25 protein-coding genes and 1 pseudogene are annotated in these 24,972 nt (G+C 61.7%); 11 read left to right on the top strand and 15 right to left on the bottom strand.

Features of this window, described 5'->3' with window-relative positions:
* Nucleotides 1–47: 47 nt before the first annotated feature.
* From C1M53_RS30315 to C1M53_RS30285, 7 genes are all read right to left on the bottom strand, one after another.
* Nucleotides 48–1,073: an ABC transporter substrate-binding protein gene (locus tag C1M53_RS30315; protein ID WP_129415738.1), complete on the bottom strand. Its 1,026-nt coding sequence runs from the start codon at nucleotides 1,071–1,073 to the stop codon at nucleotides 48–50.
* 159 nt (nucleotides 1,074–1,232) lie between these two features.
* The gene (locus tag C1M53_RS30310; protein WP_129415737.1) at nucleotides 1,233–2,081 is read right to left on the bottom strand and encodes an alpha/beta hydrolase; all 849 of its coding nucleotides are present in this window, start codon (nucleotides 2,079–2,081) and stop codon (nucleotides 1,233–1,235) included.
* A 110-nt stretch (nucleotides 2,082–2,191) separates the two neighbouring features.
* Nucleotides 2,192–3,703, bottom strand: a complete 1,512-nt coding sequence (locus C1M53_RS30305; RefSeq protein ID WP_129415736.1) for a tripartite tricarboxylate transporter permease — start codon at nucleotides 3,701–3,703, stop codon at nucleotides 2,192–2,194.
* A gap of 3 nt (nucleotides 3,704–3,706) precedes the next feature.
* On the bottom strand, nucleotides 3,707–4,177 hold the full coding sequence (locus C1M53_RS30300) for a tripartite tricarboxylate transporter TctB family protein (protein WP_129415735.1): 471 nt from the start codon (nucleotides 4,175–4,177) through the stop codon (nucleotides 3,707–3,709).
* A gap of 122 nt (nucleotides 4,178–4,299) precedes the next feature.
* Nucleotides 4,300–5,277, bottom strand: coding sequence for a tripartite tricarboxylate transporter substrate-binding protein (locus C1M53_RS30295; RefSeq protein WP_129415734.1), 978 nt, complete (start codon nucleotides 5,275–5,277; stop codon nucleotides 4,300–4,302).
* Between the two features lie 285 nt (nucleotides 5,278–5,562).
* On the bottom strand, nucleotides 5,563–6,921 hold the full coding sequence (locus C1M53_RS30290; protein ID WP_129415733.1) for a sigma-54 dependent transcriptional regulator: 1,359 nt from the start codon (nucleotides 6,919–6,921) through the stop codon (nucleotides 5,563–5,565).
* Nucleotides 6,918–8,759: a sensor histidine kinase gene (locus tag C1M53_RS30285; protein ID WP_129415732.1), complete on the bottom strand. Its 1,842-nt coding sequence runs from the start codon at nucleotides 8,757–8,759 to the stop codon at nucleotides 6,918–6,920. Before C1M53_RS30285 ends, C1M53_RS30290 begins: the two co-directional genes overlap by 4 nt.
* A 190-nt stretch (nucleotides 8,760–8,949) precedes the next feature.
* Between C1M53_RS30285 and C1M53_RS30280 the strand changes: the two genes are divergently transcribed.
* Nucleotides 8,950–9,744 (top strand): MBL fold metallo-hydrolase, encoded by a 795-nt coding sequence (locus C1M53_RS30280; RefSeq protein ID WP_129415731.1) that lies wholly within the window; start codon nucleotides 8,950–8,952, stop codon nucleotides 9,742–9,744.
* 217 nt (nucleotides 9,745–9,961) lie between these two features.
* A complete protein-coding gene (gene ade / locus C1M53_RS30275; protein WP_129416425.1) occupies nucleotides 9,962–11,728 on the top strand; it encodes an adenine deaminase in 1,767 nt (588 codons plus the stop codon).
* Between the two features lie 160 nt (nucleotides 11,729–11,888).
* Here the strand turns inward: ade and C1M53_RS30270 are convergent, their stop codons facing one another.
* The 3 genes and pseudogenes from C1M53_RS30270 to C1M53_RS30260 all read right to left on the bottom strand — a co-directional run bounded on the left by C1M53_RS30270 (nucleotide 11,889) and on the right by C1M53_RS30260 (nucleotide 14,899).
* Nucleotides 11,889–12,530: a DUF2268 domain-containing putative Zn-dependent protease gene (locus C1M53_RS30270; RefSeq protein WP_129415730.1), complete on the bottom strand. Its 642-nt coding sequence runs from the start codon at nucleotides 12,528–12,530 to the stop codon at nucleotides 11,889–11,891.
* A gap of 65 nt (nucleotides 12,531–12,595) precedes the next feature.
* Entirely contained in the window at nucleotides 12,596–13,759 is a 1,164-nt protein-coding gene (locus C1M53_RS30265) for an alpha/beta hydrolase (RefSeq protein WP_129415729.1), read from the bottom strand.
* 94 nt (nucleotides 13,760–13,853) lie between these two features.
* Nucleotides 13,854–14,899: pseudogene (locus tag C1M53_RS30260) on the bottom strand (alpha/beta hydrolase).
* Nucleotides 14,900–15,127: 228 nt separating this feature from the next.
* Here C1M53_RS30260 and ilvA point away from each other — a divergent pair.
* Nucleotides 15,128–16,384 (top strand): threonine ammonia-lyase IlvA, encoded by a 1,257-nt coding sequence (ilvA, locus tag C1M53_RS30255; protein WP_129415728.1) that lies wholly within the window; start codon nucleotides 15,128–15,130, stop codon nucleotides 16,382–16,384.
* Nucleotides 16,381–16,920 carry a DUF1697 domain-containing protein gene (locus C1M53_RS30250; protein WP_129415727.1) on the top strand — a complete coding sequence of 180 codons (540 nt, stop codon included), beginning with the start codon at nucleotides 16,381–16,383 and terminating at the stop codon, nucleotides 16,918–16,920. The genes ilvA and C1M53_RS30250 overlap by 4 nt, the downstream gene beginning before the upstream one ends.
* Before the next feature lie 7 nt (nucleotides 16,921–16,927).
* On the opposite strand, the gene C1M53_RS30245 is transcribed toward C1M53_RS30250, so the two are convergent.
* Both C1M53_RS30245 and gloA read right to left on the bottom strand, forming a co-directional pair.
* On the bottom strand, nucleotides 16,928–17,212 hold the full coding sequence (locus tag C1M53_RS30245) for a DUF2218 domain-containing protein (RefSeq protein ID WP_129415726.1): 285 nt from the start codon (nucleotides 17,210–17,212) through the stop codon (nucleotides 16,928–16,930).
* A 119-nt stretch (nucleotides 17,213–17,331) separates the two neighbouring features.
* Nucleotides 17,332–17,772 (bottom strand): lactoylglutathione lyase, encoded by a 441-nt coding sequence (gloA, locus tag C1M53_RS30240; protein WP_129415725.1) that lies wholly within the window; start codon nucleotides 17,770–17,772, stop codon nucleotides 17,332–17,334.
* Between the two features lie 231 nt (nucleotides 17,773–18,003).
* Between gloA and C1M53_RS30235 the strand changes: the two genes are divergently transcribed.
* From C1M53_RS30235 to C1M53_RS30220, 4 genes are all read left to right on the top strand, one after another.
* Nucleotides 18,004–18,600: a cold-shock protein gene (locus C1M53_RS30235; RefSeq protein WP_129416424.1), complete on the top strand. Its 597-nt coding sequence runs from the start codon at nucleotides 18,004–18,006 to the stop codon at nucleotides 18,598–18,600.
* Between the two features lie 268 nt (nucleotides 18,601–18,868).
* Nucleotides 18,869–19,378 carry a DUF192 domain-containing protein gene (locus C1M53_RS30230; protein WP_129415724.1) on the top strand — a complete coding sequence of 170 codons (510 nt, stop codon included), beginning with the start codon at nucleotides 18,869–18,871 and terminating at the stop codon, nucleotides 19,376–19,378.
* Nucleotides 19,379–19,393: 15 nt separating this feature from the next.
* On the top strand, nucleotides 19,394–20,161 hold the full coding sequence (locus tag C1M53_RS30225) for an alpha/beta fold hydrolase (RefSeq protein WP_129415723.1): 768 nt from the start codon (nucleotides 19,394–19,396) through the stop codon (nucleotides 20,159–20,161).
* Between the two features lie 7 nt (nucleotides 20,162–20,168).
* Nucleotides 20,169–20,669: a GNAT family N-acetyltransferase gene (locus C1M53_RS30220; RefSeq protein ID WP_129415722.1), complete on the top strand. Its 501-nt coding sequence runs from the start codon at nucleotides 20,169–20,171 to the stop codon at nucleotides 20,667–20,669.
* Here the strand turns inward: C1M53_RS30220 and C1M53_RS30215 are convergent.
* Nucleotides 20,666–21,274: a hypothetical protein gene (locus C1M53_RS30215; protein ID WP_129415721.1), complete on the bottom strand. Its 609-nt coding sequence runs from the start codon at nucleotides 21,272–21,274 to the stop codon at nucleotides 20,666–20,668. The genes C1M53_RS30220 and C1M53_RS30215 overlap by 4 nt on opposite strands.
* Nucleotides 21,271–22,050, bottom strand: coding sequence for an enoyl-CoA hydratase-related protein (locus C1M53_RS30210; RefSeq protein WP_129415720.1), 780 nt, complete (start codon nucleotides 22,048–22,050; stop codon nucleotides 21,271–21,273). Before C1M53_RS30210 ends, C1M53_RS30215 begins: the two co-directional genes overlap by 4 nt.
* 124 nt (nucleotides 22,051–22,174) lie before the next feature.
* Here C1M53_RS30210 and cysE point away from each other — a divergent pair, with 124 nt between their 5' ends.
* Both cysE and C1M53_RS30200 read left to right on the top strand, forming a co-directional pair.
* A complete protein-coding gene (cysE, locus tag C1M53_RS30205; RefSeq protein ID WP_129415719.1) occupies nucleotides 22,175–23,023 on the top strand; it encodes a serine O-acetyltransferase in 849 nt (282 codons plus the stop codon).
* Nucleotides 23,024–23,200: 177 nt separating this feature from the next.
* Complete coding sequence (locus C1M53_RS30200) at nucleotides 23,201–23,404, top strand: DUF3126 family protein (protein WP_129415718.1); 204 nt, start codon at nucleotides 23,201–23,203, stop codon at nucleotides 23,402–23,404.
* A gap of 80 nt (nucleotides 23,405–23,484) precedes the next feature.
* Here the strand turns inward: C1M53_RS30200 and C1M53_RS30195 are convergent, their stop codons facing one another.
* A complete protein-coding gene (locus C1M53_RS30195) occupies nucleotides 23,485–24,225 on the bottom strand; it encodes a hypothetical protein (RefSeq protein WP_129415717.1) in 741 nt (246 codons plus the stop codon).
* A 183-nt stretch (nucleotides 24,226–24,408) separates the two neighbouring features.
* Here C1M53_RS30195 and C1M53_RS30190 point away from each other — a divergent pair, with 183 nt between their 5' ends.
* Nucleotides 24,409–24,936 (top strand): gamma carbonic anhydrase family protein, encoded by a 528-nt coding sequence (locus tag C1M53_RS30190; RefSeq protein ID WP_129415716.1) that lies wholly within the window; start codon nucleotides 24,409–24,411, stop codon nucleotides 24,934–24,936.
* Nucleotides 24,937–24,972 lie beyond the last annotated feature (36 nt).

The following is a 24,972-nucleotide window of genomic DNA, read 5'->3' as shown; positions in this document are numbered from 1 at the left end:
CGGGTCCGCCCGGCGCACAAGCTGCCGGGCGGAGGTCCTGAGACCTTCTATTTGAAGAGCTTTTCGGCGTCTTCGATCGAAAGCTGGCTGGTGAAAGAGTAGTAGCCGGGCTTGCCGTCCACGGCCTTAACCGCGTCATCGAGGTTCTTGTTGTCGATGAACGGGATCGGCAGATACATGGCATTGCCGTACTGACCGGCCGTCGCCGGTTCTTTCAGTTCCTTGCCCTGCAGCATCAGCACGGCGACGTTGAGCGCGCTGGCCATGACGCCGGGCGGATTCACCGAGGCCCCGGAATTCAGCTTGTCCTTCTTCCAGAGGTCGATGAAGTCCTTACGGATTTCGCCGGTCGCGGCGATCGACGACTGCTTGTTGGCATCGATGATCGACTTCCAGGCGCCTGCAGCCATGCCATCCTGCACCCAGACCCCGGTGATGTCGGGATAGGTGGCGAGCAGGTTCTGCATGGCCTGTTGGCCCTGCGCCTGATCCCAGTTGGCATTCACTTCGTTGACGATCTTGATGTCGGGATACTGACCGAACACTTCCTTGTAGCCGGCAACGCGCATCTCATTGGCTGGATGACCGGCAACGCCGTTGATGGCGACGACATTGCCCTTGCCACCAAGCGTCTCGGCCAGCCATTTGGCGCCGGCAGCGCCCCACGCCTTCTGGTCGATGCCGACATAGGTAGCGTCCTTGGAGGACACTTCGGCGTCGGTTGCGATCACCATGATGCCGGCGTCCTTCGCCTGCTTGAAGATCGGGTCGAATGCGGTCGGGCTGTTCGGATTGATGATGATGGCGTTGACGCCCTGGCTCATGAAATTGCGCACCTGCGCGATCTGACCGGGCACGTCGACATTGGCGCTCTGCACCACGACTTCGACATTGACGCCCTTGTCCTTCCAGGCGGCAGCCGCGGCCTGTGCCTCTTCGATCATCTGCGTGCGCCATTCGGAACCGACCCAGCCGTTGGAAAGGCCAATCTTGAAATCCGCTGCGTAGGTGGAAAATGCCGATACGGCCAGCGCAGTGGTGGCCGTCAAAGCTAATACGATCGCCTTCTTCATTATTGATCCTCCCTGAGTGCGACAATGCGACAGTATCAGGAATGAAATCGATTTCAATAGCGGTTTCACGGCTTTCCGGCGCGAATTTCGGCGTCTGATGATCAGATTGGAGAAGCGGATGAAGGCGCTGTCGCGTGCCAGGCGAGACAGCGCTTCGCTTTACCTGGCGTCGATGAAGTCGAGCACTGCCTTGTTGTATTCGTCGGGCGCCTGCAGCATCGCGAAGTGGCTGGCATCGGGCAGGATGATTTCGGTCGCGCCGGGGATCATCCTGGCCATGGCATCGGTGTGCTCGCGCTTGATCGCCTCGTCATGGTCGCCGGCAACGATGGCGATCGACGTGGTGATCCTGGAGAGCTGTTCCTTGTTCCAGTTCGGCTGCGTCTCCCACATCTTGCTGATCTGGCCGATGAACGCGTCGTACTGGTCCGGCGTCCTGGACAGTTTTTTGTAGTCACGGCCGGAGCGCTCGATATAGGCGGCGAAGGTCTTGTTGGTCAGCACGCCCGGATCGACGCCGTCCGTGGTGACGTTGGCGGCCTGCGCAAACACCCGCGTCAGCCGCTCGGGGTGGTTCATGGCGAGGTCTATGCCGATGATGCCGCCGTCGCTCCAGCCGACCAGTGCCGTCTTGTCGATCTTGAGGTGGTGGAGCAGGGCAACGTAGTCCGATGCCATGAGGTCGTAGCCGAACGGCTCTTCCGTGCGGGTCGAGCGACCGTGGCCGCGGCTGTCGGCAACGATCACCTTGTGCGTCTTGGCCAGCTCCGTCACCTGGTTCGACCAGATGTCGGCGTGGCCGAGTCCGCCATGGATCAGCAGCACCGGATCGCCCTTGCCGTAAACGGCGTAGTACATCTGGATACCGTTGACGGGCGCATAGCCGCTTTCGTCGGCCTTGGGCATCGGCGCCGGCTCGGGCAAGGTCTGCCAGCGTTCTTCGGCATGGGCTACGCCGGCAAACAGCAGCAAGACAGCAACGGTCAGGGCAGTCCACAAACGCGACATCGGGGCGATCCTCCAGAAGGGAAGGCGAGATCAACTCCCTTACCTCCAGAAAAGTCAACAGCGACGGCAGCGCCGTCGCTGTTGATGAATGCCAGCATGGAGGGTTGGATTCAGGCGTCTTCTTCGACGAACACTTCCTCGCGCTTCTTGCGCACCGACGGCAACAGCACGACCACCAGGACCAGGGCGGCGGCCAGCAGCAGGATGGCGCTGATCGGCCTGGTGACGAAGATCGTCGGATCGCCGCGCGACAGGATCATGGCCCGGCGCAGGTTTTCCTCGAACAGCGGACCGAGCACGAAGCCGAGCAGCAGCGGAGCGGGTTCGCAGCGCAGCTTGGCGAGCACGTAGCCGACGAAGCCGAAGAAGGCGACCGAGTAGAGATCCCACGCGCTCGACTTCACTGAATAGACGCCGATCGCCGAGAACGCCATGATCGCCGGGAACAGCACCTGATACGGCACGGTGAGCAGTCTTACCCACAGCCCGATCAACGGCAGGTTGAGCACGATCAGCATCAGGTTGCCGATCCACATCGAGGCGATCAGCCCCCAGAACAGCGCCGGCCGTTCGGCGGCGACGTCGGGTCCGGGCACGATGCCCTGGATGATCATTGCGCCGATCATCAGCGCCATCACCGGGTTTGCGGGGATGCCCAGCGTCAGCATCGGGATGAACGAGGTCTGTGCCGCGGCGTTGTTGGCCGATTCCGGCCCTGCCACGCCTTCGATCGCACCCTTGCCGAATTCCTCCGGGTTCCTGGCGACACGCTTTTCCAGCGTGTAGGAGGCGAAAGAGGCAAGGATGGCGCCGCCGCCGGGCAGGATGCCCAGCACCGAACCAAGCCCGGTGCCGCGCAGCACGGGAGCCGCCATGCGCCGGAAATCCTCCCGTGTCGGCATCAATCCGGTCACCTTGCGGATCATCACCGAGCGGTCATGCTCGTTCTCGAGATTGCGCAGTATCTCGGCTACGCCGAAGACACCCACCGCCACCGCGACAAAGTTGAGGCCATCGGCGAACTCGCGGATGCCGAGGGTGAAGCGGGGCGTACCCTCGAAAATGTCCGAGCCGACCAGGCCGAGCAGGAGGCCGAGCACCACCATGGCCAGTGCCTTGATCACCGAACCATGGGCGAGCGCGATCGAAGACACCAGTCCGACGACCATCAACGAGAAGTATTCGGCTGAACCGAACTGCAGTGCGATCTTCGTCAGCGGCGGTGCAAACAGCGCGACCAGGAAGGTTGCCACCGTGCCGGCGAAGAAGGAACCGAGTGCGGCAGTGGCAAGTGCTGCTCCCGCGCGGCCGTTGCGCGCCATCTGGTAGCCGTCGATGGCGGTGACGGCCGAGGAGGACTCGCCCGGCATGTTGATCAGGATGGCCGTGGTGGAGCCGCCGTACTGGGCGCCGTAATAGATGCCTGCCAGCATGATCAGCGACGAAACCGGATCGCCGATCTGGAAGGTGACCGGCAACAGCATGGCAATGGTCGCGGTTGCGCCAATGCCGGGCAGCACGCCGATCAGCGTGCCGAGAAGGACGCCGACCAGGCAGAAAATCAGGTTCCACAGCGTGGAGGCCGTGACGAACCCGAGCGCGAGATTATCGAAAAGCTCCATGGCTCAGGCTCCGAACCAGGCCAGCCACGGACCGAACCGTTGGAACGGCAAGCCGAGTGCATAGCTGAACACGAAGGTGGAGAAGATGGTAAGCGCCAGCGCCACGATGATCGCGGTACCCGGCCGCATCCGCTGCGAGGCGAAGGCTGCGATCAGTGCGGTGATGAACAGCGACGGCACGAAACCGAGGCCGCGTACTGTGAGCCCGAAGAAGATCGGCGCCGGCAGGATGAAGAACATGCCACGCCAGGCGATCGCGCCGATCGGTTCGCCGGCGACGCGGGTAGCCTGGATGGCGATGATGGCGCCGAGCACGATCAGGATGCCTGACAGGACGAGCGGGAAATAACCCGGTCCCATGCGAAAGGCAGTGCCGATCTCCTGGCCGAGTGACTGGTAGCCGAAGAACAGGCCGGCGGCGACGAAGATCGCCCCGCACGCGCCGTTCGTCGGATCGATGGAAAGCTTGTTCACGGTTCCCTCCAGAGGCCTGACGCAAGACTTTGCTTCATGCGGCCGCATGCATCTTCAGTCCGAGCAAGACGGCCGGCAAGGTGAAAGCCGGACGAGGGATGCTCGTCCGGCCTTTCGAAGTGTCAGTCTGCGTATTGGCCGGCAGCCTCGATCACCGGCTTCCAGCGGGCGACTTCGCTCTCCAGCTTGGCCTTGAGCGCTGCCGGCGTGGCGTCGGCCTCGGGCGAAGGCTTGGTGCCGAGTTCTGCGAAGCGGGCGATGACGTTCTCATCCTTCAGCGCCTTCTGCAGCGACTTGCTGAGCTTGTCGAGCACTTCCGGCGGCGTGCCTTTCGGCGCGTAGAGGCCGTGCCAGATGCCGACCTGGAAGCCCGGCAGGCCAGCTTCCTCGGTGGTCGGGATGTTGGGCAGCACGTCGAGACGGGCAGGCGAGGTGACGGCGTAGGCCTTGATCGTGCCGCCCTGGATCTGCTTGGTCGTGTTGGTGGTCTGGTCGCACATGATGTCGACCTGGCCGCCGAGCAGGTCGGTCATTGCCGGGCCAGTGCCCTTGTACGGCACCGTCACGAACTGCGTCTGGATGGCGTTCATGAACATCATGCCGCAAAGATGCGAGGCGGCACCGATGCCGGCATTGGCAAGCGTCACCTTGTCCTTGTTGGCCTTGACGTAGTCGATCAGGCCCTTGAGATCAGCGGGCTCGAAATCCTTGCGCGTGACGATCGTCATCGGCACTTCGGTGACCAGACCGACATAGTCGAACGCATTCAGCGTGTCGTAGGCGAGCTTGCGGTAGAGCGTGGCGCTGGTGGCCATGCCGATATGATGCAGGAGCAGCGTGTAGCCATCGGGATCGGCTTCGGCGACGCGGGCTGCACCTAGCGTGCCACCGGCACCGCCAACATTTTCCACGATCAGCTGCTGGCCGAGGTCCTTGGACATCGACTCGGCGACCAGACGGGTGACCGTGTCGGTCGGGCCGCCGGCGGCGAACGGCACGATCACGGTGATCGTCTTGTCGGGATAGGTCTGTGCCACGGCAGAGCTCGCCAGAACGGCAAAGGTCGCAGCCGTCGCCAGCGAGGCGATAAGCTTCTTCATGAAATCCTCCCAAATCGTCGTTTAGAGCGTTTCCGTTTTCGACGGAAACGCTCCGTTCCCTTGTTTCACGCAATTCCGGACGGAAAACCGCTACGCACTTTTCCTAGAATTGCTCTGGCGCAGGTCTCCTCCAGCGCCGGAACGGATGGCCGATAGGAGAAGCCTCCGTTGCGTTAAGCAATGTCCGAATGCGCAAAAATGTCGGCATTCGTCCTCAACTGTCCGAACAATGGGTGGAAATCGTAACATTGAGGCTCGGGCGTGGGTGGTTTCCCACACATCGGCCTAGTCCGCCGGCTCCGGCGCACCAAGCTGCTTCTTGTCGAGTCCATAGCGCTGCATCTTTTCGTAGAGCGTCTTGCGCGAGATTCCGAGCTGTTCGTAAACCGGCTTGCGGCTTCCGCCATGCGCGACAAGGGCGGCCGAGATGATGTCCTTTTCGAACTCTGCGACGCGATCCGCCAGGCGCAGGTCAGCATTGGCGGATTCGGCCGTCTGTGCGCCGGCGTCCGGGCTCAGCCCCAGCACGAACCGGTCCGCGGCATTCCTGAGTTCGCGCACATTGCCGGGCCAATCCCGCCCGGCGATGTCTGCGATGACATGCGGCGCCACGTCGACATCGTCGCGGCGGTAGCGCCCGGCGGCTTCGCGCACCAGCTGCAGGAAAAGCAGGGGGACGTCCTCACGCCGGGCGACAAGCGCCGGCATTCTCAGCGTTACCACGTTGAGGTGGTAGAGCAGGTCGGCACGGAAGCGTCCTGCCGCGACTTCGTCATCGAGGTCGACCTTGCTGGTGGCGATGAAACGCACGTCGAGCGGGATCGGTTCGTTGGAGCCCAGCCGGTAGATGACACGGTCCTGTATGACGCGCAGCAGCTTTGCCTGCAGGTCGACGGGCATCGAGCCGATCTCGTCGAGGAGCACAGTACCACCCCTGGCGTGCTCGAACTTGCCGAAGCGTGGCCGCAAGGCGCCTGGGAAAGCGCCCGCCTCATGGCCAAACAATTCGCTTTCGATCAGCGTGGCTGGGAGAGCCGCGCAATTGATGGCGATGAAAGGTCTGGTTGCGCGGCCGCTGATGTCGTGCAGCGCGCGTGCCGCCACCTCCTTGCCGGTGCCGGTATCGCCGATCACCAGAATGTCCGCATCGGTGGCTGCGATGGCCCGAAGCTTGTAGCGCAGCTCGACCATCACCTGGGTGCGGCCCGGCAGGCGGGTCTCGAGGTCGTCGTTCTTGCCGGCCGCTGCGCGTAACTGGCGATTTTCAAGCACGAGGCTGCGCCGGTCGATGGCGCGCCCCGCCATTTCGATCAGGTGCTGCACGACATACGGCTTTTCCAGGAAGTCGTAGGCGCCCTCGCGCATTGCACGCACGGCGAGCTGAACGTCGCCGTGGCCGGTGACGAGGATGACGGGAATGTCGGCATCGATTTCGCGAATGCGGGCAAGAAGCGTCATTCCGTCCATTCCGGGCATGCGAATGTCGGATACCACGACGCCGTTGAAGCCTGGTGTGATGAAATCGAGCGCGCGCTCCGCAGAAGCGCATTCCTGCAGCGCAAGTCCGGCAAGATCGAGCGATTGGGCTGCCGCCCGGCGCGGCTCTTCCTCGTCGTCGACGAGCAGTACGATAGGCGGCTTCATTCGGCCGCCTCGCGCACCGTGTTGCGCATGGCTTCGAGTTCGATTGTGAACAGCGCACCACCCTCGGGATGATTCAGGACGGCAAGGCTTCCACCGAAGTCCTTGATGATGTTGTAGGAAATCGAAAGTCCGAGACCCAGTCCTTTGCCGACGCCTTTTGTCGAGAAGAACGGATCGAATATCCGTTCCGCGATGGCATCGGCAACACCCGGGCCATGATCGCGAACAGTGACCAGCACTCTGCCAGCCTTGCGGCGCGCCTGCAGTTCGATGCGCCTGTCGGGCAGGCCTTCCACGGCGTCAGCCGCGTTGGTGATGATGTTGACCAGCACCTGCTGCAGTCGGACGGAACCTGCCTTGACCATCAGCGGCGCGCGACCGAGGTCGACAAGCAGCGTCGCATCGGCCGCCTTGAGGCGCCAGGCAACGATTTCCTGTGTATCGTGCACCACATCCGCCAGATCGATCGCGCCGAGTTTTTCGTTCGGCTTGCGTGCGAAGTTGCGAAGGTGACGGCTGATCGAGGCCATGCGGTCGGCGAGACCCGAAATGCGCGCAACGTTGTCGCGCGCCTCGGTGACACGGTTGCGCTCGATGAGGACGGCAGCGTTGTCGGCATAGGTTTTCACCGCCGCCAGCGGTTGATTGAACTCATGCGACAGCGCCGCCGACATTTGCCCAAGCGCCGCCAGCTTGCCGGCCTGGATGAGATCGGCCTGTGTCTGCCGCAGTTGCTGTTCTGTCGTGCGTCGCTCGGCAACTTCGGTTTCGAGGCGCGTGTTGACCAGCGCAAGGTCGTGCGTGCGCTCTTCGACGCGACGCTCCAGCTCTTCCCGGGCAAAACGCTGCATCTCCATGCGCTCGGTCAGCCGGGCCCGCCGCTGCAACAGGACAAAGCCGGCCAGGGCAGCAAGGCCCAGCGTCAGCAGAGCCGCGGCCACTGTCGTCAAGGCCTGGGTGCGTGCGGAGCGGGTATCCAGCAACACGTTGATCGTCCAGCCGGCATCCGGCATGGCCTCGGACAGCACCAGATATTCGCTCTGCTGCCTGTCGAAGTTGACGGTCATCAGCGAAAGTCGGTTTTCGAAATTTCCGCGCGTGACCGGCAGCTCGCGCAGCGAGGCGTTCGCGTAACGCCGCGAAGCGGCCGTACGTGCGAGCCGCTCAGGGGTCAACGGCAGCAGGCTGGTGTAGAGCCATTCCGGGCGCTCTGCCATGAAGATGATGCCTTCGGGATCGGTGACGATGATCTCGTCGTCGCCGCCAAGCCAGGATGCCTCGATGGCGTCGACCTCGACCTTGAACACCACGACGCCACGGATGGCATCGCCGACATGCACGGGAGCCGAAAAATAGTAGCCGCGCTTCAGCGAAGTGGTGCCGAGTGCGAAGAAGCGGCCGCGCTTTCCTTCGATCGCATCCTGGAAATAGGGACGATAGGAGAAATTCTCGCCGACGAAGCTGATCGGCCGGTCGAAATTGCTGGCCACGATCGTCACGCCATCCGGGCCGATGACATAGATGTCGGAGGACTGCAGCAAGGCATTGATCTGTTTGAGGTAAAGGTCGCCCCGGGCACGAAGCTTAGGGTTGCCGGGATCCGCCAGCAACTCCTTGATGTCGTCATTGTCGGCGATCAGGGACGGGAGCGGCTCGAAGCGATTGAGCTGTCCTTGCAAGGCAGCAACCGCCAGCCGCAATGTGGTCTTGCCTCGCGATGCCGCCTGATCGAGATAAGCACGTGTCGCGAAGTTGCTGCCATAGATGGCGAGCGCCGCCGTCAGAGCAGCCAGAAGCGCAATCCAGAACCAGCGTCTGTTGGAAGATAGCTTGAACATCAGCATCGCCGGTTGACCCGCAAGCAGTATAGCCGGCGTGCCGTCTTGTACAACGGATCGGTAGACCGTGAGACGAGAAGTTGTCGCGGGCGCATTTCGGCACACCCGCTGTTCCCGCAAAGGCATTGGATGATCGATCGGCAGTTCCGATATCCAAATCCCTGTGGATGCCAGGACAACGGAGCGTGCCATGACGAACGGACCTGATGACTTGTCTGCAAACCTCACCGCAACACTGATCGGCGGTCCGACCGCCCTGATCAACATCGGCGGTCTCAATCTCCTCACCGATCCGGCATTCGACACGCCGCAGGCCTATGATGGCGGGGTGCGCCTGGTGAAACTGACCGGTCCGGCGCTTGGACCGGATCAGCTGCCGCCCATCGATGCCGTTCTTCTCAGCCACGACCAGCATTTCGACAATCTCGATCATGCAGGTCGCGCCTTCCTGCCGAAAGCTGGCCGCGTGCTGACGACCAAGGTGGGGGCCGAGCGCCTGGGAAATCTCGCCGAAGGTCTCGAACCCTGGCAGAGCGTGGACATCCAGACCCCGCAGGGGAAGCGGCTGGTGATCACGGCCGCTCCCGCTCGGCACGGCCCGCACGGTTTCGAGCCGATCAGTGGCGATGTCATCGGCTTCGTCATCTCGTTCGGCGATGAGAAGGGACCGAGCATCTATGTTTCCGGCGACACTGTCTGGTTCGAAGGCGTTGCGGAAGTCGCCCGGCGCTTCGACGTGCGCCTGGCAGTGCTGTTCACCGGCTCCGCCAAGCCGCGTGGTGCTTTCCATGTCACCATGGATGCCAATGATGCGATCGAAGCAGCCGCGGCCTTCGAGAAGGCGACCATTGTCGCCATACACAATGAGGGCTGGGAGCATTTCACCGAAACGCAGGAACAACTCGCCCACGCCTTCAAGGCTTTGGGTATTGCCGACCGCCTGAAGGTGCTGGAGAAAGGCAAGCCAACTGAATTTGCAGTTTAGCTTCAGTTCTTTGGCGTGATTTCCTGACTCACTGTCTCACGCAACCTTTCGACGTGATGTCGTGTGAGACGGAGGCGTGCACTCAAATGAGCCGTTAGCTTGTCATCATCGAACTGGTTTCCCGCCGGCAGTTTTGCCAGAGTGGGAAATTCAGTGCGATCGACGGAAGCGAAACGTGATTCCAGCAACATTCCCCCGACCCAAACCCTGGACCGAGATGGCGACACGGCTTGTCGATGTCGCCACCGGACGCAAGCCGGCCGACCTGGTGGTGCGCAATGGTCGCTGGGTCAATGTTCACTCCGGTGAGATTATCGCCGGCACCGACATTGCGGTGATTGGTGGTCGTTTCGCTTACTGCGGTCCTGATGCTTCCCACGCCATCGGGCCGGATACCGTGGTGGTCGACGCTGGCGGGCGTTATCTGGTGCCCGGCCTGTGCGACGCGCATATGCATGTCGAGAGCGGCATGGTGACCGTCACCGAATTCAGCCGGGCCGTGATTCCGCACGGCACCACCTCGATGTTCATCGACCCCCACGAGATCGCCAACGTGCTTGGCTTGCCTGGGGTGCGGCTGATGCATGACGAGGCGCTGGCCATGCCGATCAACGTGCATGTCCAGATGCCGTCTTGCGTGCCTTCCGCGCCGGGGCTGGAAAATGCTGGCGCGGTGCTTACCGTCGACGACGTCGCCGAGGCGATGACCTGGGAGAACATCATCGGGCTGGGCGAAGTCATGAACTTTCCCGGCGTGGCGGCCAACAATCCGGTCATGTCGGGCGAGATTGCAGCCACCGTCAGGGCCGGCAAGACCGTGGGCGGCCACTATGCTTCGCCGGACCTCGGCCTGCCGTTCCACGGCTATGTCGCCGGTGGACCGGAGGACGACCACGAAGGCACGCGTGCCGAGGACGCCATCGCCCGCGTGCGCCAGGGCATGAAGGCGATGCTCAGGCTCGGTTCCGCCTGGTACGATGTCGCCGAACAGATCAGGGCCGTGACGGAGCAGGGGATCGATCCGCGCAACTTCATCCTGTGCACCGACGACAGCCACTCCGGCACGCTGGTGAATGACGGCCACATGGACCGCGTCGTCAGGCACGCCATTCAACAGGGCCTGAAGCCGGTGACGGCGATCCAGATGGTGACGATCAACACCGCCCAGCATTTCCGGCTGGAGCGCGAGATCGGCTCGATCGCACCGGGACGGCTGGCTGATTTCCTGATCGTGTCCAATCTCGCCGAGATGACCATCGACGAGGTCTATGGCCGTGGCGTGCGGCTGGCGGCGAACGGCAGGCTGGAGGCCGATATTCCGGCCTATGACTATCCCGCCAGCGCCAAGAACACGGTGAAGCTCGGCAAGCAGCTTGCCGCTGCCGATTTCGACATCAAGGCGCCGGAGGGCGCCAACAAGGTGCGCGCCCGTGTCATCGGCGTCATCGAGAACCAGGCGCCGACCCGCGCGCTGGAGGCGGACCTTGCGGTCGAGGATGGCCTGGTCGCCATCGACCGGGCAGGCGATGTTTGCCAGATCGCGCTGGTCGAGCGCCATCGCGGCACTGGTGGCGTCACCAACGCCTTCGTGTCGGGCTTCGGTTACGTCGAGGACTGCGCGATGGCTTCATCGGTGGCGCATGACAGCCATCACATCATCGTCGTCGGCACCAACAAGCAGGATATGGCGCTCGCCGCCAACCGGCTCGCCGAGGTCGGAGGTGGTGTGGTGCTCTACTCGAAGGGCAAGGAACTGGCGCTGGTCGAAATGCCGATCGCCGGCCTGATGTCCGATGAGCGCGCCGAGATCGTAGCCGCCAAGGCCGAGAAACTGACCGAAGCGATGCGCAAGATGGGCTGTTCGCTGAACAACGCCTACATGCAGCACTCGCTTCTGGCACTGGTGGTGATCCCGGAACTGCGCATCTCGGATGTCGGGCTGGTCGACGTCAGGACCTTCGAGAAGGTAGACCTGTTCGTGTGAATAGATCCTGTCAATTCAGCACCACGCCTTCTCCGCTTTCTGCAGCGTTCTCTATCGCAGAAATGACATGGTGAACCGCGACGGCTTCGTCGAAACTCGGTGCGCTGCGTGTTCCGTTGGGTGACGGCTGTCGTTGCCGAGCGGGAACACCTGTCTTTTGCTACAGCAGGCTGAGCAGAGAGCGGAACGCGCGTGCATCCGTATTGACCAGCTTTGATGCCAGGCTGTCGGGATGCTCGGACAGGAAACGTTCCACCAGCCGGAACCCCAGCGCATATCCCGACCAGCCAGGCCGGTCAGCCGTGCCGAAGAACCATGCTTCGTGGTTGTAGTCCGTCTTGTCCCATTCTTGCTCCGCCAGACCAAGGTGGGGCCGGACTTCGTTCATCGGCAGCGACTCCCAGGGCTCAAGCGGCTCCCCATAGAGTTCCTGGGCAAAATGTCCGGCAAGCCCCTCCGAGATGAGCGCTTCCCCGAGAGATGAACCATAGCCTGGCCCGTCCCAGCGGGCGGCGTGATGAAGCTCATGCGCAAACATCCGCTCAAGCGATGCCTCTGCATTGGCTTGCAATGCCGGATTGTCCGGGTCGACCGTCACGAAGATGACGCCGGGTCTTGGCGCATACCCCATATGTCCCTTTTCGGGGACGACCCAGCTTCCGGTCTGCACGATGACGTCCAGAGGCTGGATAGCCATCAACGCTGCTGCTTTCGCATGTGTCTCCAGCAAGCTGCCGCGAAGCCAGTCGCGGTGATGCGTGAGCGCGCCGCGTGCATCGAGGAAGTGAAGCTCCATGGACATGGCAATGAAATCCCAATGACATCCATGCGGGAGGAGCGGCGCACGGTGCGCGTTGCTTTCAGGCGCTATTCTCCGCCGGTGACCACCGTCAACACCTTGAATGGCGTGGTGATGACGATCTGTGCCACGGACCCGACGGCCTGGCCAAGACCGGTGCCAAGCTGTTCGATCGGCTGGTTGCCACCGGGCTCGGCCGCAGCAAGGGCAGCCGGGGTCCGCAACTGCTTGCCGAGCAACTGCACCAGGAGCGGGTTGTCGGCGAACTTCGCGTGGTTCAGCCTGTCGCCGCTCTCGGTCTTGGTCAGGTCGACGACGGTGACGCCGTATTGCGCGAGATCGGAAGCATTGCCGTAGTCGCCGACACGCGGTTTGGCGCCGGAGATGAAAGTCGAAAGCTGCAGCGCGCGGTCATCTGCCGACAGGAGCACGGTGAAGGGCCGGTCTGGTTTGCCGTAGCGCATCATCTGCTTCTTGAAGACGTCGACATCGATGTCCGGGGAGGCGAGCACGACATAGCCGAGCTTGCCGGAAAGGTCGCGGTCTCCGGTGATAGCCAGTTGCCGCAAGGCCTCCATAGCCACCCAGTTGCCCATGGAATGGGCGATGATGTCGATGCTCTTGGCTTTGGTCTTGGCCAGCAATCGCAATGTCGCCTCGAGATCGTCGCGAGCGGCGTTGGCGCTTTCCTTGTCGTAGATGTAGCCGGTGGTCTTGCCGGACGAAGCCCAGGAGAACAGCACAGGCGTGCCGGGATAGTTGGTATCCTGCACGATTTGGGTCAGGCGGTAGACACCGTCATCAAAACCATTGTTATAGCCATGCACGAACACCAGCACGCGTCCGTCGCTGCGGGCGATGTCGGCGCCGACCGCCTGTTCGAATTCCTTGGCGTTGCCGTAGAGTGTGGCGCGGGTGGCGGTGAAGTGCTTGGCCGGATTGCTGTCAGCACGACCCTTGGCCCGTTCGATCTGGCCCACCTGGTGGATCTTGGGCACTGATACGTCGATGCGCGCATATTGCGTGCGCAGCGAGCGCTCGCTGGCAAACACCTGGCGTGGCTCGGTTTTCGCTGCCTCACGCGTGGTTGCGACATAGATGTCGTGGGTGGCGGCGATCGCCGAAGCGGGTGCTTCGATCGCGGTCCTGTTGAGCAGGTCGTGCGTATTGGAACCGGCGCAGCCGGTGGCCGAGAGCGCGATGGCGACGACGAACAATGCCTTCCAGCGCATGAAGCCGATCCTGATGCCTTCGCGCCCGAGCGTGGCGCCTTCGATCTCGAATAGAGGCTGGAGCTGCCCCAGTCCAGATTATTTGAGCCGTGATTTACATCATGCCCAGCTGTTTGATGCGGTCCGTGACGGTACGGTCATTGGCGTAGCCGTCGTCTTCGCGCAGTCGCTGGCCGAGCAGTTTGACCATCTCGGGATTGTCGGCGAACTTGTTGTGATTGAACGAGTCCGTACCTGACTTGGACGACAGGTCCACCACGGTCACACCGTAGTCGGCAAGTTCAGCGGCGTCCTGTAGTCACCGAGACGCGGGCGCGAGCCGGCGAGGATGCCGGAGAGCCGCAGCGCACGATCGTCGTCTGACAGAAGCACGATGAACGGCTTGTCGGGTTTGCCGTAGCGACGCATCTGGCTTTTGAACACGTCGACGTCGATGTCCGGTGAGGCCAGCACCACGTCACCCAGCTTGCCGCTCAGGTTGCGGTCACCGGTGATGGCCAGCTGACGCAAGGCTTCCATCGTTACCCATGTGCCCATGGAGTGCGCCACGATGTCGATGCGGCGTGCGCCCGAACGGGCCAGGGTGCGCAGCGTGACCTCGAGCTGGTCGCGGGCGACGCTGGCGCTCTCGCGATCGTAGACGTAACCGGTGGTCGAGGCGCCGGATGCCCAGGAGAACAGTACCGGCGTGCCGGGATAGCCGGAATCGTTGACGATCTGAGTCAGCCGGTAGACCGCATTGTCGAACGAGGTGTTATATCCGTGCACGAACACCATGGCACGGCCGCCGCGGGCGGCGATATCGGCATTCAACGCAGCTTCGAATTTCGGCTCGGTGTCATAGCCGACCATCTGCGAGGCCATGAAATATTTCGACGGATCATCGGAATTGCCGCGGCTCTTGCGTTCGATCTGGCCGACCTGGTGCGCCTTCGGCACGGTGACGTTGACGCGGGCGTAGTTCAGTGTCGACGAACGGTCACCGTCAAAGCCCTGATTGGGGTCGTCGGAGCGCTTGCGGGTTGTGGTGATGAAGATCGCATGGTTGCCGACGATGTCGGAAACCGACGCCGTCACCATGGCGCTGCCCAGCACTTCCTGCGGCCCCTGGCTGGCGCAGCCGGCGGCAACAAGTGTCATCGCAACGATCAGGAACCTTTTCAAACGCACGATACGTCCAGCCCTGCTAAATCCGACTCCCGCCGGTTCTTGTCTTTTGAAAGCAGTCTCCCGACAAGCCAAGTGCGGCTAAAGTAAGTCGGCAGCTGCGAAAACCACATTGCGGGGTGTCTGTCGAGGCCGGGGTGTTGCGCCAAAGCCAAAATGGCGGCAGGAACGATTGCTGTAATTTCTACAAGGACTTGCCTCATGACCAGTTTTACCGACCGGGTCGCCAATGCAGCAGCGGCGGTGCGGCAGATCTTTCCTGAGACGCCTTTGCAGGAGAATGACTACCTGTCGCGCAAATATGGCGCGCGCGTGCTTTTGAAGCGCGAGGATCTGACGCCGGTGCGTTCCTACAAGATCAGGGGCGCCTTCAATTTCTTCCGCAAGGCATTGGCGGAAGGCAACGAAGCCGAGCTCTTCGTCTGCGCGTCGGCCGGCAACCACGCGCAGGGTTTCGCCTTCGTCTGTCGGCATTTCGGCCGCAAGGGGGTCGTCTTCATGCCGGTGACGACGCCCCAGCAGAAGATCGACAAGACACGGTTGTTCGGCGCTGAATTCGTCGAGATCAGATTGGTCGGCGACTTTTTCGACGAATGCTATCGCGCCGCCTTTGAATTCACCGAGCAGAGCGGTGCGCATATGGTGCCGCCGTTCGACCACAGGGATATCATCGAGGGGCAGGCTACGGTGGCTTATGAGATCGCCGACCAGATGCCGGGGGCGCGGCTGCCCGATATCATCATGCTGCCGGTCGGTGGTGGCGGGCTTTCGGCCGGCGTCTCACACTATTTCACTCAAGAAGGCAGGGCGCCGCGTTTCGTTTTCTGCGAACCTGCCGGCGCGCCGAGTCTCAGGGAAAGCCTCGCCTCCGACAAGCGTGTGAAGCTTGCAAGGGTCGACAATTTTGTCGATGGCGCTGCCGTTGCCGAGATCGGTCGCGAGCCGTTCCGCCATCTGAAGGGCTATTCCCGGGACGATGTGCGGCTGGTGCCGGAGAACCGGCTCTGCGCCACCATGATCGAGATGCTGAATGTCGAAGGCGTCGTGCTCGAGCCCGCTGGTGCACTTGCCATCGATGCGCTCAAGGATTTTCCGCGCAAGGAGATCAGGGGCAAGACCATCGTCGCCGTCGTATCGGGTGGCAATTTCGATTTCGAACGCCTGCCTGACGTCAAGGAGCGGGCGCTGCGTTTCGAGGGATTGAAGAAATATTTCATCATCCGCTTCCCGCAGCGGCCTGGCGCACTGCGCGATTTCCTCGAGATGCTCGGTCCGGACGACGACATCGCCCGCTTTGAATACCTGAAGAAATCGGCGCGCAATTTCGGATCGGTGCTGATCGGCATCGAAACCAAGGACCGTCGTAACTTCGATCTGCTCACCGCCAATTTCGCCACGCACGGCGTGCAGTATCAGGACATCACCGACAATGAGACCTTGGCGGGTTTCATCATATGAACGGGTTCGTTGCGCTGTTTTCCGGCATCAATGTCGGCGGCAATCGCATCGTGAAGATGGCGGAGCTGCGTGCCTTTTTCGAGGAACTCGGCTTTGCCGACGTGGCGAGCTACGTGCAGAGCGGCAATGTGGTGTTTTGCGCGGCGCAGACCGATGTCACCGTGCTGACGAAGACACTGCAAGATGCGTTCGATAAGCGTTGGGGTTTTCATTCCCGCATTCTGGTGCGGGATGCGGCCTGGTTCGCGCGGCTGGTGACGGACAACCCTTATCCCGAGATCGTGGACGACCCGACGAAGTTGCATGCAATGGTGCTGGAACGCGAGCCGACATCGGAGGAGACCGGCAGGCTCGCCGAGAAATGCACCGGCCCGGAGCGTTTCGAGGTCAAGGGCGATGTCCTCTACCTGCACGCGCCGGATGGCCTGGGCAAATCGAAATTCGCCGAAATCCTGCCGCGCACGCTCAAAGTGCCCGGCACGATGCGCAACTGGCGCAGTGTTCTTGCGCTGGCGGAAATGATCGGCCAGCGCTGATCTGCGCTTAAGCCGCCACCCATTTGAAGACCAGTTCTTCGCGGAAGGCAAAGCGCTTGATGTGGTCTTCCACGACACGCTCGAGCTGTTCCAGCTGGGTGGCATCGCTTGCCGTCAGCCCGATGCGCAGTGCAGTCGCTTCGGCATCCATCACGGTCTTGCCGATCGTCAGCTCGATTTCACCATGGTTCGGATCGAAGGTGACTGGAAACTTATGTGCCCAATGCTTGCAGAGCTGCTGCAGATAGCGGCTGGCATGTTCGGTGGTGACGTCGGCATTGCTGGTCGACATGGGAATTCTCCGTTCGGCTGTCTGGCTGGCGTCACGCTGGCTGATGAAGGCGGGCCCGGTTCATGAGGCCGTTCCCGCTGGAAATGTGAGAAGGCGCGCGCCTGTCGCTGCCCTGCTGATTACCAGCTTCCGGTATTGGCCATCGAGGCCCAGGGTTCGGCCTTTTCCTTGGCGGCACCCTTCTGCAGGAGCTCGATCGATATGCCGTCCGGCGACTTGATGAAGGCCATGTAGCCGTCGCGCGGCGGACGGTTGATCGTCACGCCCTGGTCCTGCAGGCGCTGGCATGTCGCGTAGATGTCATCGACTTCGTAGGCGAGGTGGCCGAAATTACGTCCGCCTTTGTAATCTTCGGGATCCCAGTTGTAGGTCAACTCGACGAGCGGCGCGCGCGCTTCGACGCCGCTTTTCTCGTCCTCGGAGGCGGCCAGGAAGATCAGCGTGAAGCGGCCCTGTTCGTTTTCGATGCGGCGGACTTCCTTGAGGCCCAGCTTGTTGCAGTAAAAATCCAGGGATTCGTCGACATTGGTCACACGGACCATCGTGTGCAGATAGCGCATATTCGTCTCCAAGCTTGGGATCGCGCGCACCATAGGGGTGGTCGCAGGATGCCGCAACGCCGAAAAGCAACGTTACGGCAGCCAGCAAACAGTCTTTATGAGCCTGGTTGAATATAACTCTGAATGAGCCGGTGAAAAAAGGCACGTCAGGTCTTGCACACCCCGGAAGCCGAAGTGTTAATCTCACGTAAAGAATCAGTAGCTGCAGTTTCGGAGAAAGGGGGCATTCTGATGGGGGAAAAAGCCTCTCTGACCGGTCGGGATGCGCTTCTTGGCGATACCGCTGGACATGACGAGATCGGCGAATCCGCGGATCTGCTGGAAGTTTCCGGCGCGATCAAATGGTTCGACGTTGCCAAGGGATACGGCTTTATTCTCCCGGACGAAGGTGCCTCCGGCGATATTCTGCTCCACGTGACATGTCTGCGGCGTGATGGTTTCCAGACTGCGCTCGAAGGTGCTCGGGTTGTCTGCCTTGTCAAGCAAGGCGATCGCGGCCTGCAGGCGTTTCGCGTTCTCTCGATGGACACCTCCACGGCGGTCCATCCTGCCGAACTGCAGGAGCAGCGCACGCACGTCACGGTGACGCCGGAAAGCGGACTGGAACGCGCGCTCGTCAAGTGGTTCAACCGCACCAAGGGTTTCGGTTTCCTGAGCCGGGGCGAGGGTACCGAGGACATCTTCGTGCATATGGAAACGCTGCGTCGCTATGGCGTGACGGAACTCAGGCCCGGCCAGGTCGTCCTGGTGCGCTATGGCCGTGGCGACAAGGGGCTGATGGCAGCGGAAATCCACCCGGATATGGGAACGCTGCCGGTCGCTCACTGAGCGTCGGGTTCTTACATGGTCGAGGCCGCGTTTACGCGGCCTTTTTTGTTATCCGGCATGCGCTGTCTTGCCCCCGTCGATCACCAGCGACGCGCCGGTCATATTGGGGGGCGTCAGATGCGTCCTGCAAGGCTGTTTGATGCGGCCGTTGTCATCGATCTTGTTGACTCATTGTCAGGTTTAACAGGATGCAACGTTGCAAGGCGCTTGCGCCTGCACGCGGGGCGTCTAGGGTGCGGCCGTGACTGTGAGCGAGGCGGAATCTACGATGGTTCGATTTTGGGCAGGGCAAAGTTGGCGTCTTTCGGCTGCGGCGGTCGTTGTCATCACGTCGCTTACCGTCGGCCAGACGATTGCGGCGGAAGGACAGGCGATGCTGTTGCCCGTCGACCCGGCGCCGCTGGTGACCGTCACAGCCAAGGGCGACCGGCCTTTCCAGATCGAGATCGCCGACGACGATGGCGAGCGTGAAGCGGGGCTGATGTTCCGCCAGACCATGCCCGATGATCGCGGCATGCTGTTCGTGTTTCCCCAGACTCAGGGTGTCGGCTTCTGGATGAAGAACACGCCGATGCCGCTCGATCTGCTCTTCATCGGGCAGGACGGCCGCATCAAGGCGATCCGGCAGGGCGAGCCGCAGTCGGAAGCCGTCATCGCGCCCAATGAGCCGGTGCGTTTCGTGTTGGAATTGAAAGCCGGAACCGCCGCGCGCGAAAACATCAAGGAAGGCGATCTGGTGAAACATCCGGCCGTCAACGCAGTCTCGGGCGTCAACTGAAGGTAGTTTCACGCAATGCAGTTTTTCAGCCATGACGGCTTCGATCTCGCTTTTCTCGACCGCCAGCCGGCTACGGGCAGCGGCGATCCCGTGCTGATGATCCACGGTTTTGCCTCCAGCCACTACGTGAACTGGGTCGCGCCAGGCTGGTTCAAGACGCTGAACGAGGCAGGCTACCGCGCCATCGCTTTCGATCATCGCGGTCATGGTGCTTCCACCAAGAGTTATGAGGGCGCCGACTATACGCCGGACAAGATGGCCTCCGATGCCGCCGCATTGCTCGACCATCTCGGCATCGAACGGGCGCATGTGATGGGGTATTCCATGGGGGCGCGTGTTTCCGCCTTCCTGGCGCTCTCCGATCCCGACAAGGTCGCTACGCTGGTACTGGGTGGCCTGGGCATCGGTATGGTCGACGGCGTTGGCGACTGGGATCCCATCGCAGAAGCGTTGATAGCGCCCGATGCCTCTGCGATCACGCATGCTCGCGGCAAGATGTTCCGCGGCTTTGCCGACCAGACCAGGAGCGACCGCCAGGCGCTTGCCGCCTGCATCGTGACCTCGCGTGAACTGCTTTCCGAAGACGAGGTTTCGCGCATTGCGCAACCGACACTGGTGGCCGTCGGCACGACCGATGACATTGCGGGTTCGGCCGACGATCTGGCGGCATTGATGCCCAATGCCGTTGCTTTCCACATCGAAGGACGCGATCACATGCTGTCAGTGGGAGACCGCACCTTCAAGAAGCGGGTTCTGGAGTTCTACACGCAACATCCGCTCTGAACTCGCAATGGTCGAGCTTCTTGTTACCTATCTGGATATGACGGCATCGCCATCAGGCACGGCGTTGGCCAGTCCGGGCAGGTTGGCTCGCCTGGAACGCGAAAACCTTTCACCCGCCGACTACCTGGACCTGTATCGCGCGGTCGGTGCATCACTGGATTGGGATCAGCGGTTGCGCATGCCGGGGGAACAACTGGCGATCCTGCTGGCCAGCCCGTCCACATGGCTGAATGTCCTGCGGGTGGATGGTGTTGCCGCAGGCTTCTGTGAATTCAACGGTGTCGGCGAGCCGGTCGTCGAACTCGCCCATTTCGGCTTGGCCGCCGCCTTTCAGGGCAGGGGATTGGGGCCCTATCTGCTGGACAGCTCGTTACGCGCAATCTGGTCGCAAAAGCCGCAGCGTGTGTGGTTGCACACCGATACCAACGATCACCCAAAGGCGCTGTCCGTCTATCTGCGCGCCGGTTTTGCCATTCGCGAACGGCGGATGGAGAGTTTTCCCGACTAATTGCCTGATTGCGCCTCGAGTGCGTCGATCGAACGTCGGAGATTTTCCCGCGCCTGCCTTTCGAAGCGGCTGCGGAAGATCTCGGTGTGGAAAATGTGCTCGCGCTCGAGAAAGGTTTTCAACACGTTGCCGCGTCCGGCGACCCACAGTGGTTCTTCGACCCAGGCATATTCGCGCCGCACCGCTGCTTCATAGGCATCGAACGTTTCGGGTGCCGTGCCCAGGATCGACAGGTCCATGTCGAGCAGAAGCGCAGCGTCGCGCCTTGCTGTTTCCGGTTCGATCCGCGGAACCGTGTGCGTTGCAGTGGCCTCGATCGTCAGGGCAATGCGGTCGAGCCGTTCCGCACCGGTGATCCCAGCCAGTTTGTCGCGCGCGAGGTCAGCGCTGCGCGCCTCGTTGTCCTTGGCGCGGCTGTCATAAATCGCATCGTGGAACCAGATCACCGCCTCGATCGCCTCAGGGTCGGAGAAGGAGGATCGGTATTCTTCGAGCAGGCCCAGCAACGCCTTGATGTGGGCCATGCCGTGATAATGGCGATCTTCAGCAGCATAGAGTGCAGACAGTTCCGCCTTCAATTCCTGCGCAATCAGGGATGTACTCATAGGCCGATGAACTCCGCTTTGCGGCGGGTTTGGAAGGCAGCCCGGCCTTCGGCATAGTCGGCACTGGTGAAGGTCCTATCGCCAGCCGCTCGAGCAAGCTCGATGTCGGTCGCATTGCCGCTCAATTCTGCATGGATTGCCAGTTTCGAGGCACGCACCGAAAGCGGGGCATTGGCAGCGATGGTGGCCGCGATCTCGGCGACGCGCCGCTCCAATTCCCCAGTCGCAACGATGTCGAGCAGGAAACCGGCCTTGAGCGCGGTTTCGGCATCGATGCGATTGCCGGTGAAGGTGAGATAGCGTGCCATTTGCGGTCCTGCTGCGCCGACGATATCGCGCATGGCGTCCTGCGGGTAGGCAAGGCCGAGTTTGGCCGCAGGCACGGCAAACAGCGCGTCGGGTGTTGCGAGCCTCAGGTCCGCCGCGGCGGCAAGACCGAAGCCACCGCCAAAGCATATGCCTTGCAGCGCGGCGATTACCGGTACCCGGGCATTGCGGATGGATGCGAAGGCCGCGGAATTGGCGGCCTCATAGTGGCGCGCATTGTCACCGCCGCGCAGTGTATCGAACTCGGCGATATCGGCGCCGGCTGAAAAATCGGACCCTGTGCCGCTCAATGTGATGGCGCGCACAGACGGGTCTGTCGACAGGGCCTCAAATCTGGAGGAGAGAGCCTGCCACATGGCGAAGGTGATGGCGTTCTTTTTCTGCGGCCGATTGATGAGGATCGAGGCCACATTATCGGTGACCTTGACGATCAAGGGTTCGTTTTCCATGCCCGGTTGAATTCCAGCCAGCCAAAACCATTTGAACAAGCACTAAGGAAAATTGAGTTCACCCGTGCTATGATATGGCTTATAGGACCGGCCGGATAAGACAAGCCGCCAGCGGAGACTGTCCATGAACAGCATCAGCATCGCCCGCTCCAGCCTTTTGCAGCCGGTGGACCCGATCTGGCGGTCCATTCGCGACGAGGCGACCGAGGCGGTCAATCGCGATCCGCTGCTGGCGGCGTTCCTCTATGCCACCATCCTGAACCAGGAGACGCTGGAAGAGGCGGTGATCCATCGTCTCGCCGAACGGCTCGCCCATCAGGATGTTGGTGCTGACCTGATCCGCCAGACCTTCAAGGCGATGCTGGACGACCAGTCCGACTGGTCCGATGTGGTACGCACCGACATCCAGGCCTATTTCGACCGCGATCCGGCCTGCGATCGCTATCTGATGCCGGTCCTCTACTTCAAGGGCTTCCATGCGATCCAGACGCACCGCCTGGCGCACTGGCTTTGGAACCATGGCCGTCGGGATTTCGCTCTCTATCTGCAGAGCAGATCGTCTTCCGTGTTTCAGACCGACATCAACCCGGCCGCCCGGATCGGCAAGGGCATCTTCCTCGACCATGCCACCGGCTTTGTCGTCGGTGAAACGGCGGTCATCGAGGACGATGTCTCGATCCTGCATGGCGTCACCCTTGGCGGCACCGGCAAGGCCGGCGGCGACCGTCACCCGAAGATTCGTCATGGCGTGCTGATTGGCGCCGGCGCCAAGATCCTCGGCAACATCGAGATCGGCCATTGCTCCAAGGTGGCGGCCGGTTCCGTCGTGCTCTCGGCGGTGCCGCACAACAAGACGGTTGCGGGCGTGCCGGCACGCGTCGTTGGTGAAACCGGCTGCGACCAGCCGTCTCGCCAGATGGACCAGCTGCTGCCGTCGCAGACGATGGAGCATGTCGTCTCCTTCGACATCTGAGCCAGGTGATGGTTCTTTCGAATTTCGCGACATATTGCCGAGCCGCTTCATTGTGCGGCGGAGCCAGTCACCAATAGGCGTCACTGCCTTTACATCGCCATCCTTACCGTGCCAGAAGCGCGGGACGCCGTGAGCGCCGGATGGTGCCGGGCAGCCATTTCCTAGCGGAGAAAGCCGTTGAAACCCGACGAAATCAGAAAGCTGGACGCCTATTTCAAGCGTGTCTTCCAGAATCCGAAGCTCGAAGTGAAGGCGCGCCCCCGCAAGGAGGATTCGGCCGAACTCTACATCGGCGACGAGTTCCTGGGTCTCGTCTACAAGGATGAGGAAGAGGGCGACTACAATTTCTCGATGGCGATCCTCGACATCGATCTCGGCTGACACAACGCAGGCGCCGTCCTGCAGCGCGGTCATTCAGACGCGCAAAGGGATGTTCCGACGTCCTTGAATGGCGGCGCCTGTCACTTCTTCAGCGCAGTACCGGTCTTCAGGGTGCGCGATGCAAAGGCCAGGACCGCGGCGTCCAGCGCTGGCCACTGGGCCAGGAACTCCTTCGGAAAGCGGTAAGTGAGGCTCAGCCTATCGCCAACGAGCACATCGCGCTCGCAGGGGGCGAGTGATTGATCGGCACTCGGCCCGGCAAGACAACGGGCGACGAACGGCTCTTGTCCGGGGCGCTCAGCCACGACCAGTTTCTCATTGAGATAGCCGGACTTTTCGCTGAAATCGTAAATCATGGTGCCGGCCGGGCCGGGCACGCCGGGCCGTGCGATCAGCGAAGAGTAGATCGGTGCGTAGCGACCGCTCATGTCACGTGACATCGCCTGTTCTTCAAACGTCAAAAACAGGATGGTGCGCCTGCCGGACGCATTGTTGAAATCGTCTCTTGCCGCGGCGGAGTAACCGTCCATCTTGGGATAGCGCAGATAAACGTCGAGCCGGTCGGTGCTGCCATCGCGGCGCGCCTTGTCGAAACGGATGAAATTGGCAGGCACGGCCAGCACATTGTTGCCGATGATGATCCCGCGCACTTTCGTATCGTCGGAATAGCCGCCCATGGCGATGGAATGACCAAGCCACTTTCCGGCCGCACTGATGCCAGCCGAGAGCAATGCGACGACGGCGAGAGCGTAAAACACCTTCACCATCACACCGGAGTCGACAACCGTGAATTCGGGCGTTTCCGTTGCGGATTTGCTCATCTCGATCCCGAAGGTTGTGACCTGTTCCTTGCGTCGCACGCATGCGATTCCGACAGGCTGACGATCAGACCGACTGTGAGGAACTATGGTAAACGGACAGTAAAGGCCCGGCCGCGCTTGTCACGCTTGCCGGCGGTCCTCTACTGTTTGCGTGACCTGAGTTTTCTTCGCCCTGAGGGAAAGATGCCGATTTATGCACTGGATGGAAAAGCGCCGCGCCTCATCGACGCGGACAGCAACTGGATCGCACCTGACGCGACATTGATCGGCGACATCACGTTGGGCCGCAACGCCGGCATCTGGTTCGGCGTCGTCATTCGCGGTGACAACGAGCCGATCCTTATCGGTGATGACACCAATGTGCAGGAACATACCGTCATGCACACCGATATCGGCTTTCCACTGACCATTGGCGCAGGCTGCACCATCGGCCACCGAGCCATGCTGCATGGCTGCAGCATCGGCGACAACAGCCTGATTGGCATGGGTGCCATCGTGCTGAATGGCGCCAGGATCGGCAACAATTGCCTGGTCGGCGCGGGCGCGCTCGTCACTGAAGGCAAGGTCTTTCCGGATAACTCGCTGATCGTCGGTTCGCCGGCACGTGTCGTGCGTACCCTGGACGAAGGTGCGATTGCCGGCCTACGCAACTCGGCTGCGCACTACGTTGCCAATGGCAAGCGCTTCAAGGCTGGGTTGACCGTTGCATGACGCCTGAAGTCCAAGCCGATTTCAGAAGGGATCGTG

This window comes from Mesorhizobium sp. Pch-S (genome assembly GCF_004136315.1).
GTDB lineage: Bacteria > Pseudomonadota > Alphaproteobacteria > Rhizobiales > Rhizobiaceae > Mesorhizobium.
Note: the sequence above shows the minus strand (reverse complement) of the source record. Positions and strands in the feature narration are given on the sequence as shown.

Bases quoted from the DNA above. Each gene is read 5' to 3' on its own strand.
- C1M53_RS30315 (WP_129415738.1), bottom strand. From the start codon at position 1,073: ATGAAGAAGGCGATCGTATTAGCTTTGACGGCCACCACTGCGCTGGCC.
- C1M53_RS30310 (WP_129415737.1), bottom strand. From the start codon at position 2,081: ATGTCGCGTTTGTGGACTGCCCTGACCGTTGCTGTCTTGCTGCTGTTT.
- C1M53_RS30305 (WP_129415736.1), bottom strand. From the start codon at position 3,703: ATGGAGCTTTTCGATAATCTCGCGCTCGGGTTCGTCACGGCCTCCACG.
- C1M53_RS30295 (WP_129415734.1), bottom strand. From the start codon at position 5,277: ATGAAGAAGCTTATCGCCTCGCTGGCGACGGCTGCGACCTTTGCCGTT.
- C1M53_RS30290 (WP_129415733.1), bottom strand. From the start codon at position 6,921: ATGAAGCCGCCTATCGTACTGCTCGTCGACGACGAGGAAGAGCCGCGC.
- C1M53_RS30285 (WP_129415732.1), bottom strand. From the start codon at position 8,759: ATGTTCAAGCTATCTTCCAACAGACGCTGGTTCTGGATTGCGCTTCTG.
- C1M53_RS30280 (WP_129415731.1), top strand. From the start codon at position 8,950: ATGACGAACGGACCTGATGACTTGTCTGCAAACCTCACCGCAACACTG.
- ade (WP_129416425.1), top strand. From the start codon at position 9,962: ATGGCGACACGGCTTGTCGATGTCGCCACCGGACGCAAGCCGGCCGAC.
- C1M53_RS30270 (WP_129415730.1), bottom strand. From the start codon at position 12,530: ATGTCCATGGAGCTTCACTTCCTCGATGCACGCGGCGCGCTCACGCAT.
- C1M53_RS30265 (WP_129415729.1), bottom strand. From the start codon at position 13,759: ATGCGCTGGAAGGCATTGTTCGTCGTCGCCATCGCGCTCTCGGCCACC.
- ilvA (WP_129415728.1), top strand. From the start codon at position 15,128: ATGACCAGTTTTACCGACCGGGTCGCCAATGCAGCAGCGGCGGTGCGG.
- C1M53_RS30250 (WP_129415727.1), top strand. From the start codon at position 16,381: ATGAACGGGTTCGTTGCGCTGTTTTCCGGCATCAATGTCGGCGGCAAT.
- C1M53_RS30245 (WP_129415726.1), bottom strand. From the start codon at position 17,212: ATGTCGACCAGCAATGCCGACGTCACCACCGAACATGCCAGCCGCTAT.
- gloA (WP_129415725.1), bottom strand. From the start codon at position 17,772: ATGCGCTATCTGCACACGATGGTCCGTGTGACCAATGTCGACGAATCC.
- C1M53_RS30235 (WP_129416424.1), top strand. From the start codon at position 18,004: ATGGGGGAAAAAGCCTCTCTGACCGGTCGGGATGCGCTTCTTGGCGAT.
- C1M53_RS30230 (WP_129415724.1), top strand. From the start codon at position 18,869: ATGGTTCGATTTTGGGCAGGGCAAAGTTGGCGTCTTTCGGCTGCGGCG.
- C1M53_RS30225 (WP_129415723.1), top strand. From the start codon at position 19,394: ATGCAGTTTTTCAGCCATGACGGCTTCGATCTCGCTTTTCTCGACCGC.
- C1M53_RS30220 (WP_129415722.1), top strand. From the start codon at position 20,169: ATGGTCGAGCTTCTTGTTACCTATCTGGATATGACGGCATCGCCATCA.
- C1M53_RS30215 (WP_129415721.1), bottom strand. From the start codon at position 21,274: ATGAGTACATCCCTGATTGCGCAGGAATTGAAGGCGGAACTGTCTGCA.
- C1M53_RS30210 (WP_129415720.1), bottom strand. From the start codon at position 22,050: ATGGAAAACGAACCCTTGATCGTCAAGGTCACCGATAATGTGGCCTCG.
- cysE (WP_129415719.1), top strand. From the start codon at position 22,175: ATGAACAGCATCAGCATCGCCCGCTCCAGCCTTTTGCAGCCGGTGGAC.
- C1M53_RS30195 (WP_129415717.1), bottom strand. From the start codon at position 24,225: ATGAGCAAATCCGCAACGGAAACGCCCGAATTCACGGTTGTCGACTCC.
- C1M53_RS30190 (WP_129415716.1), top strand. From the start codon at position 24,409: ATGCCGATTTATGCACTGGATGGAAAAGCGCCGCGCCTCATCGACGCG.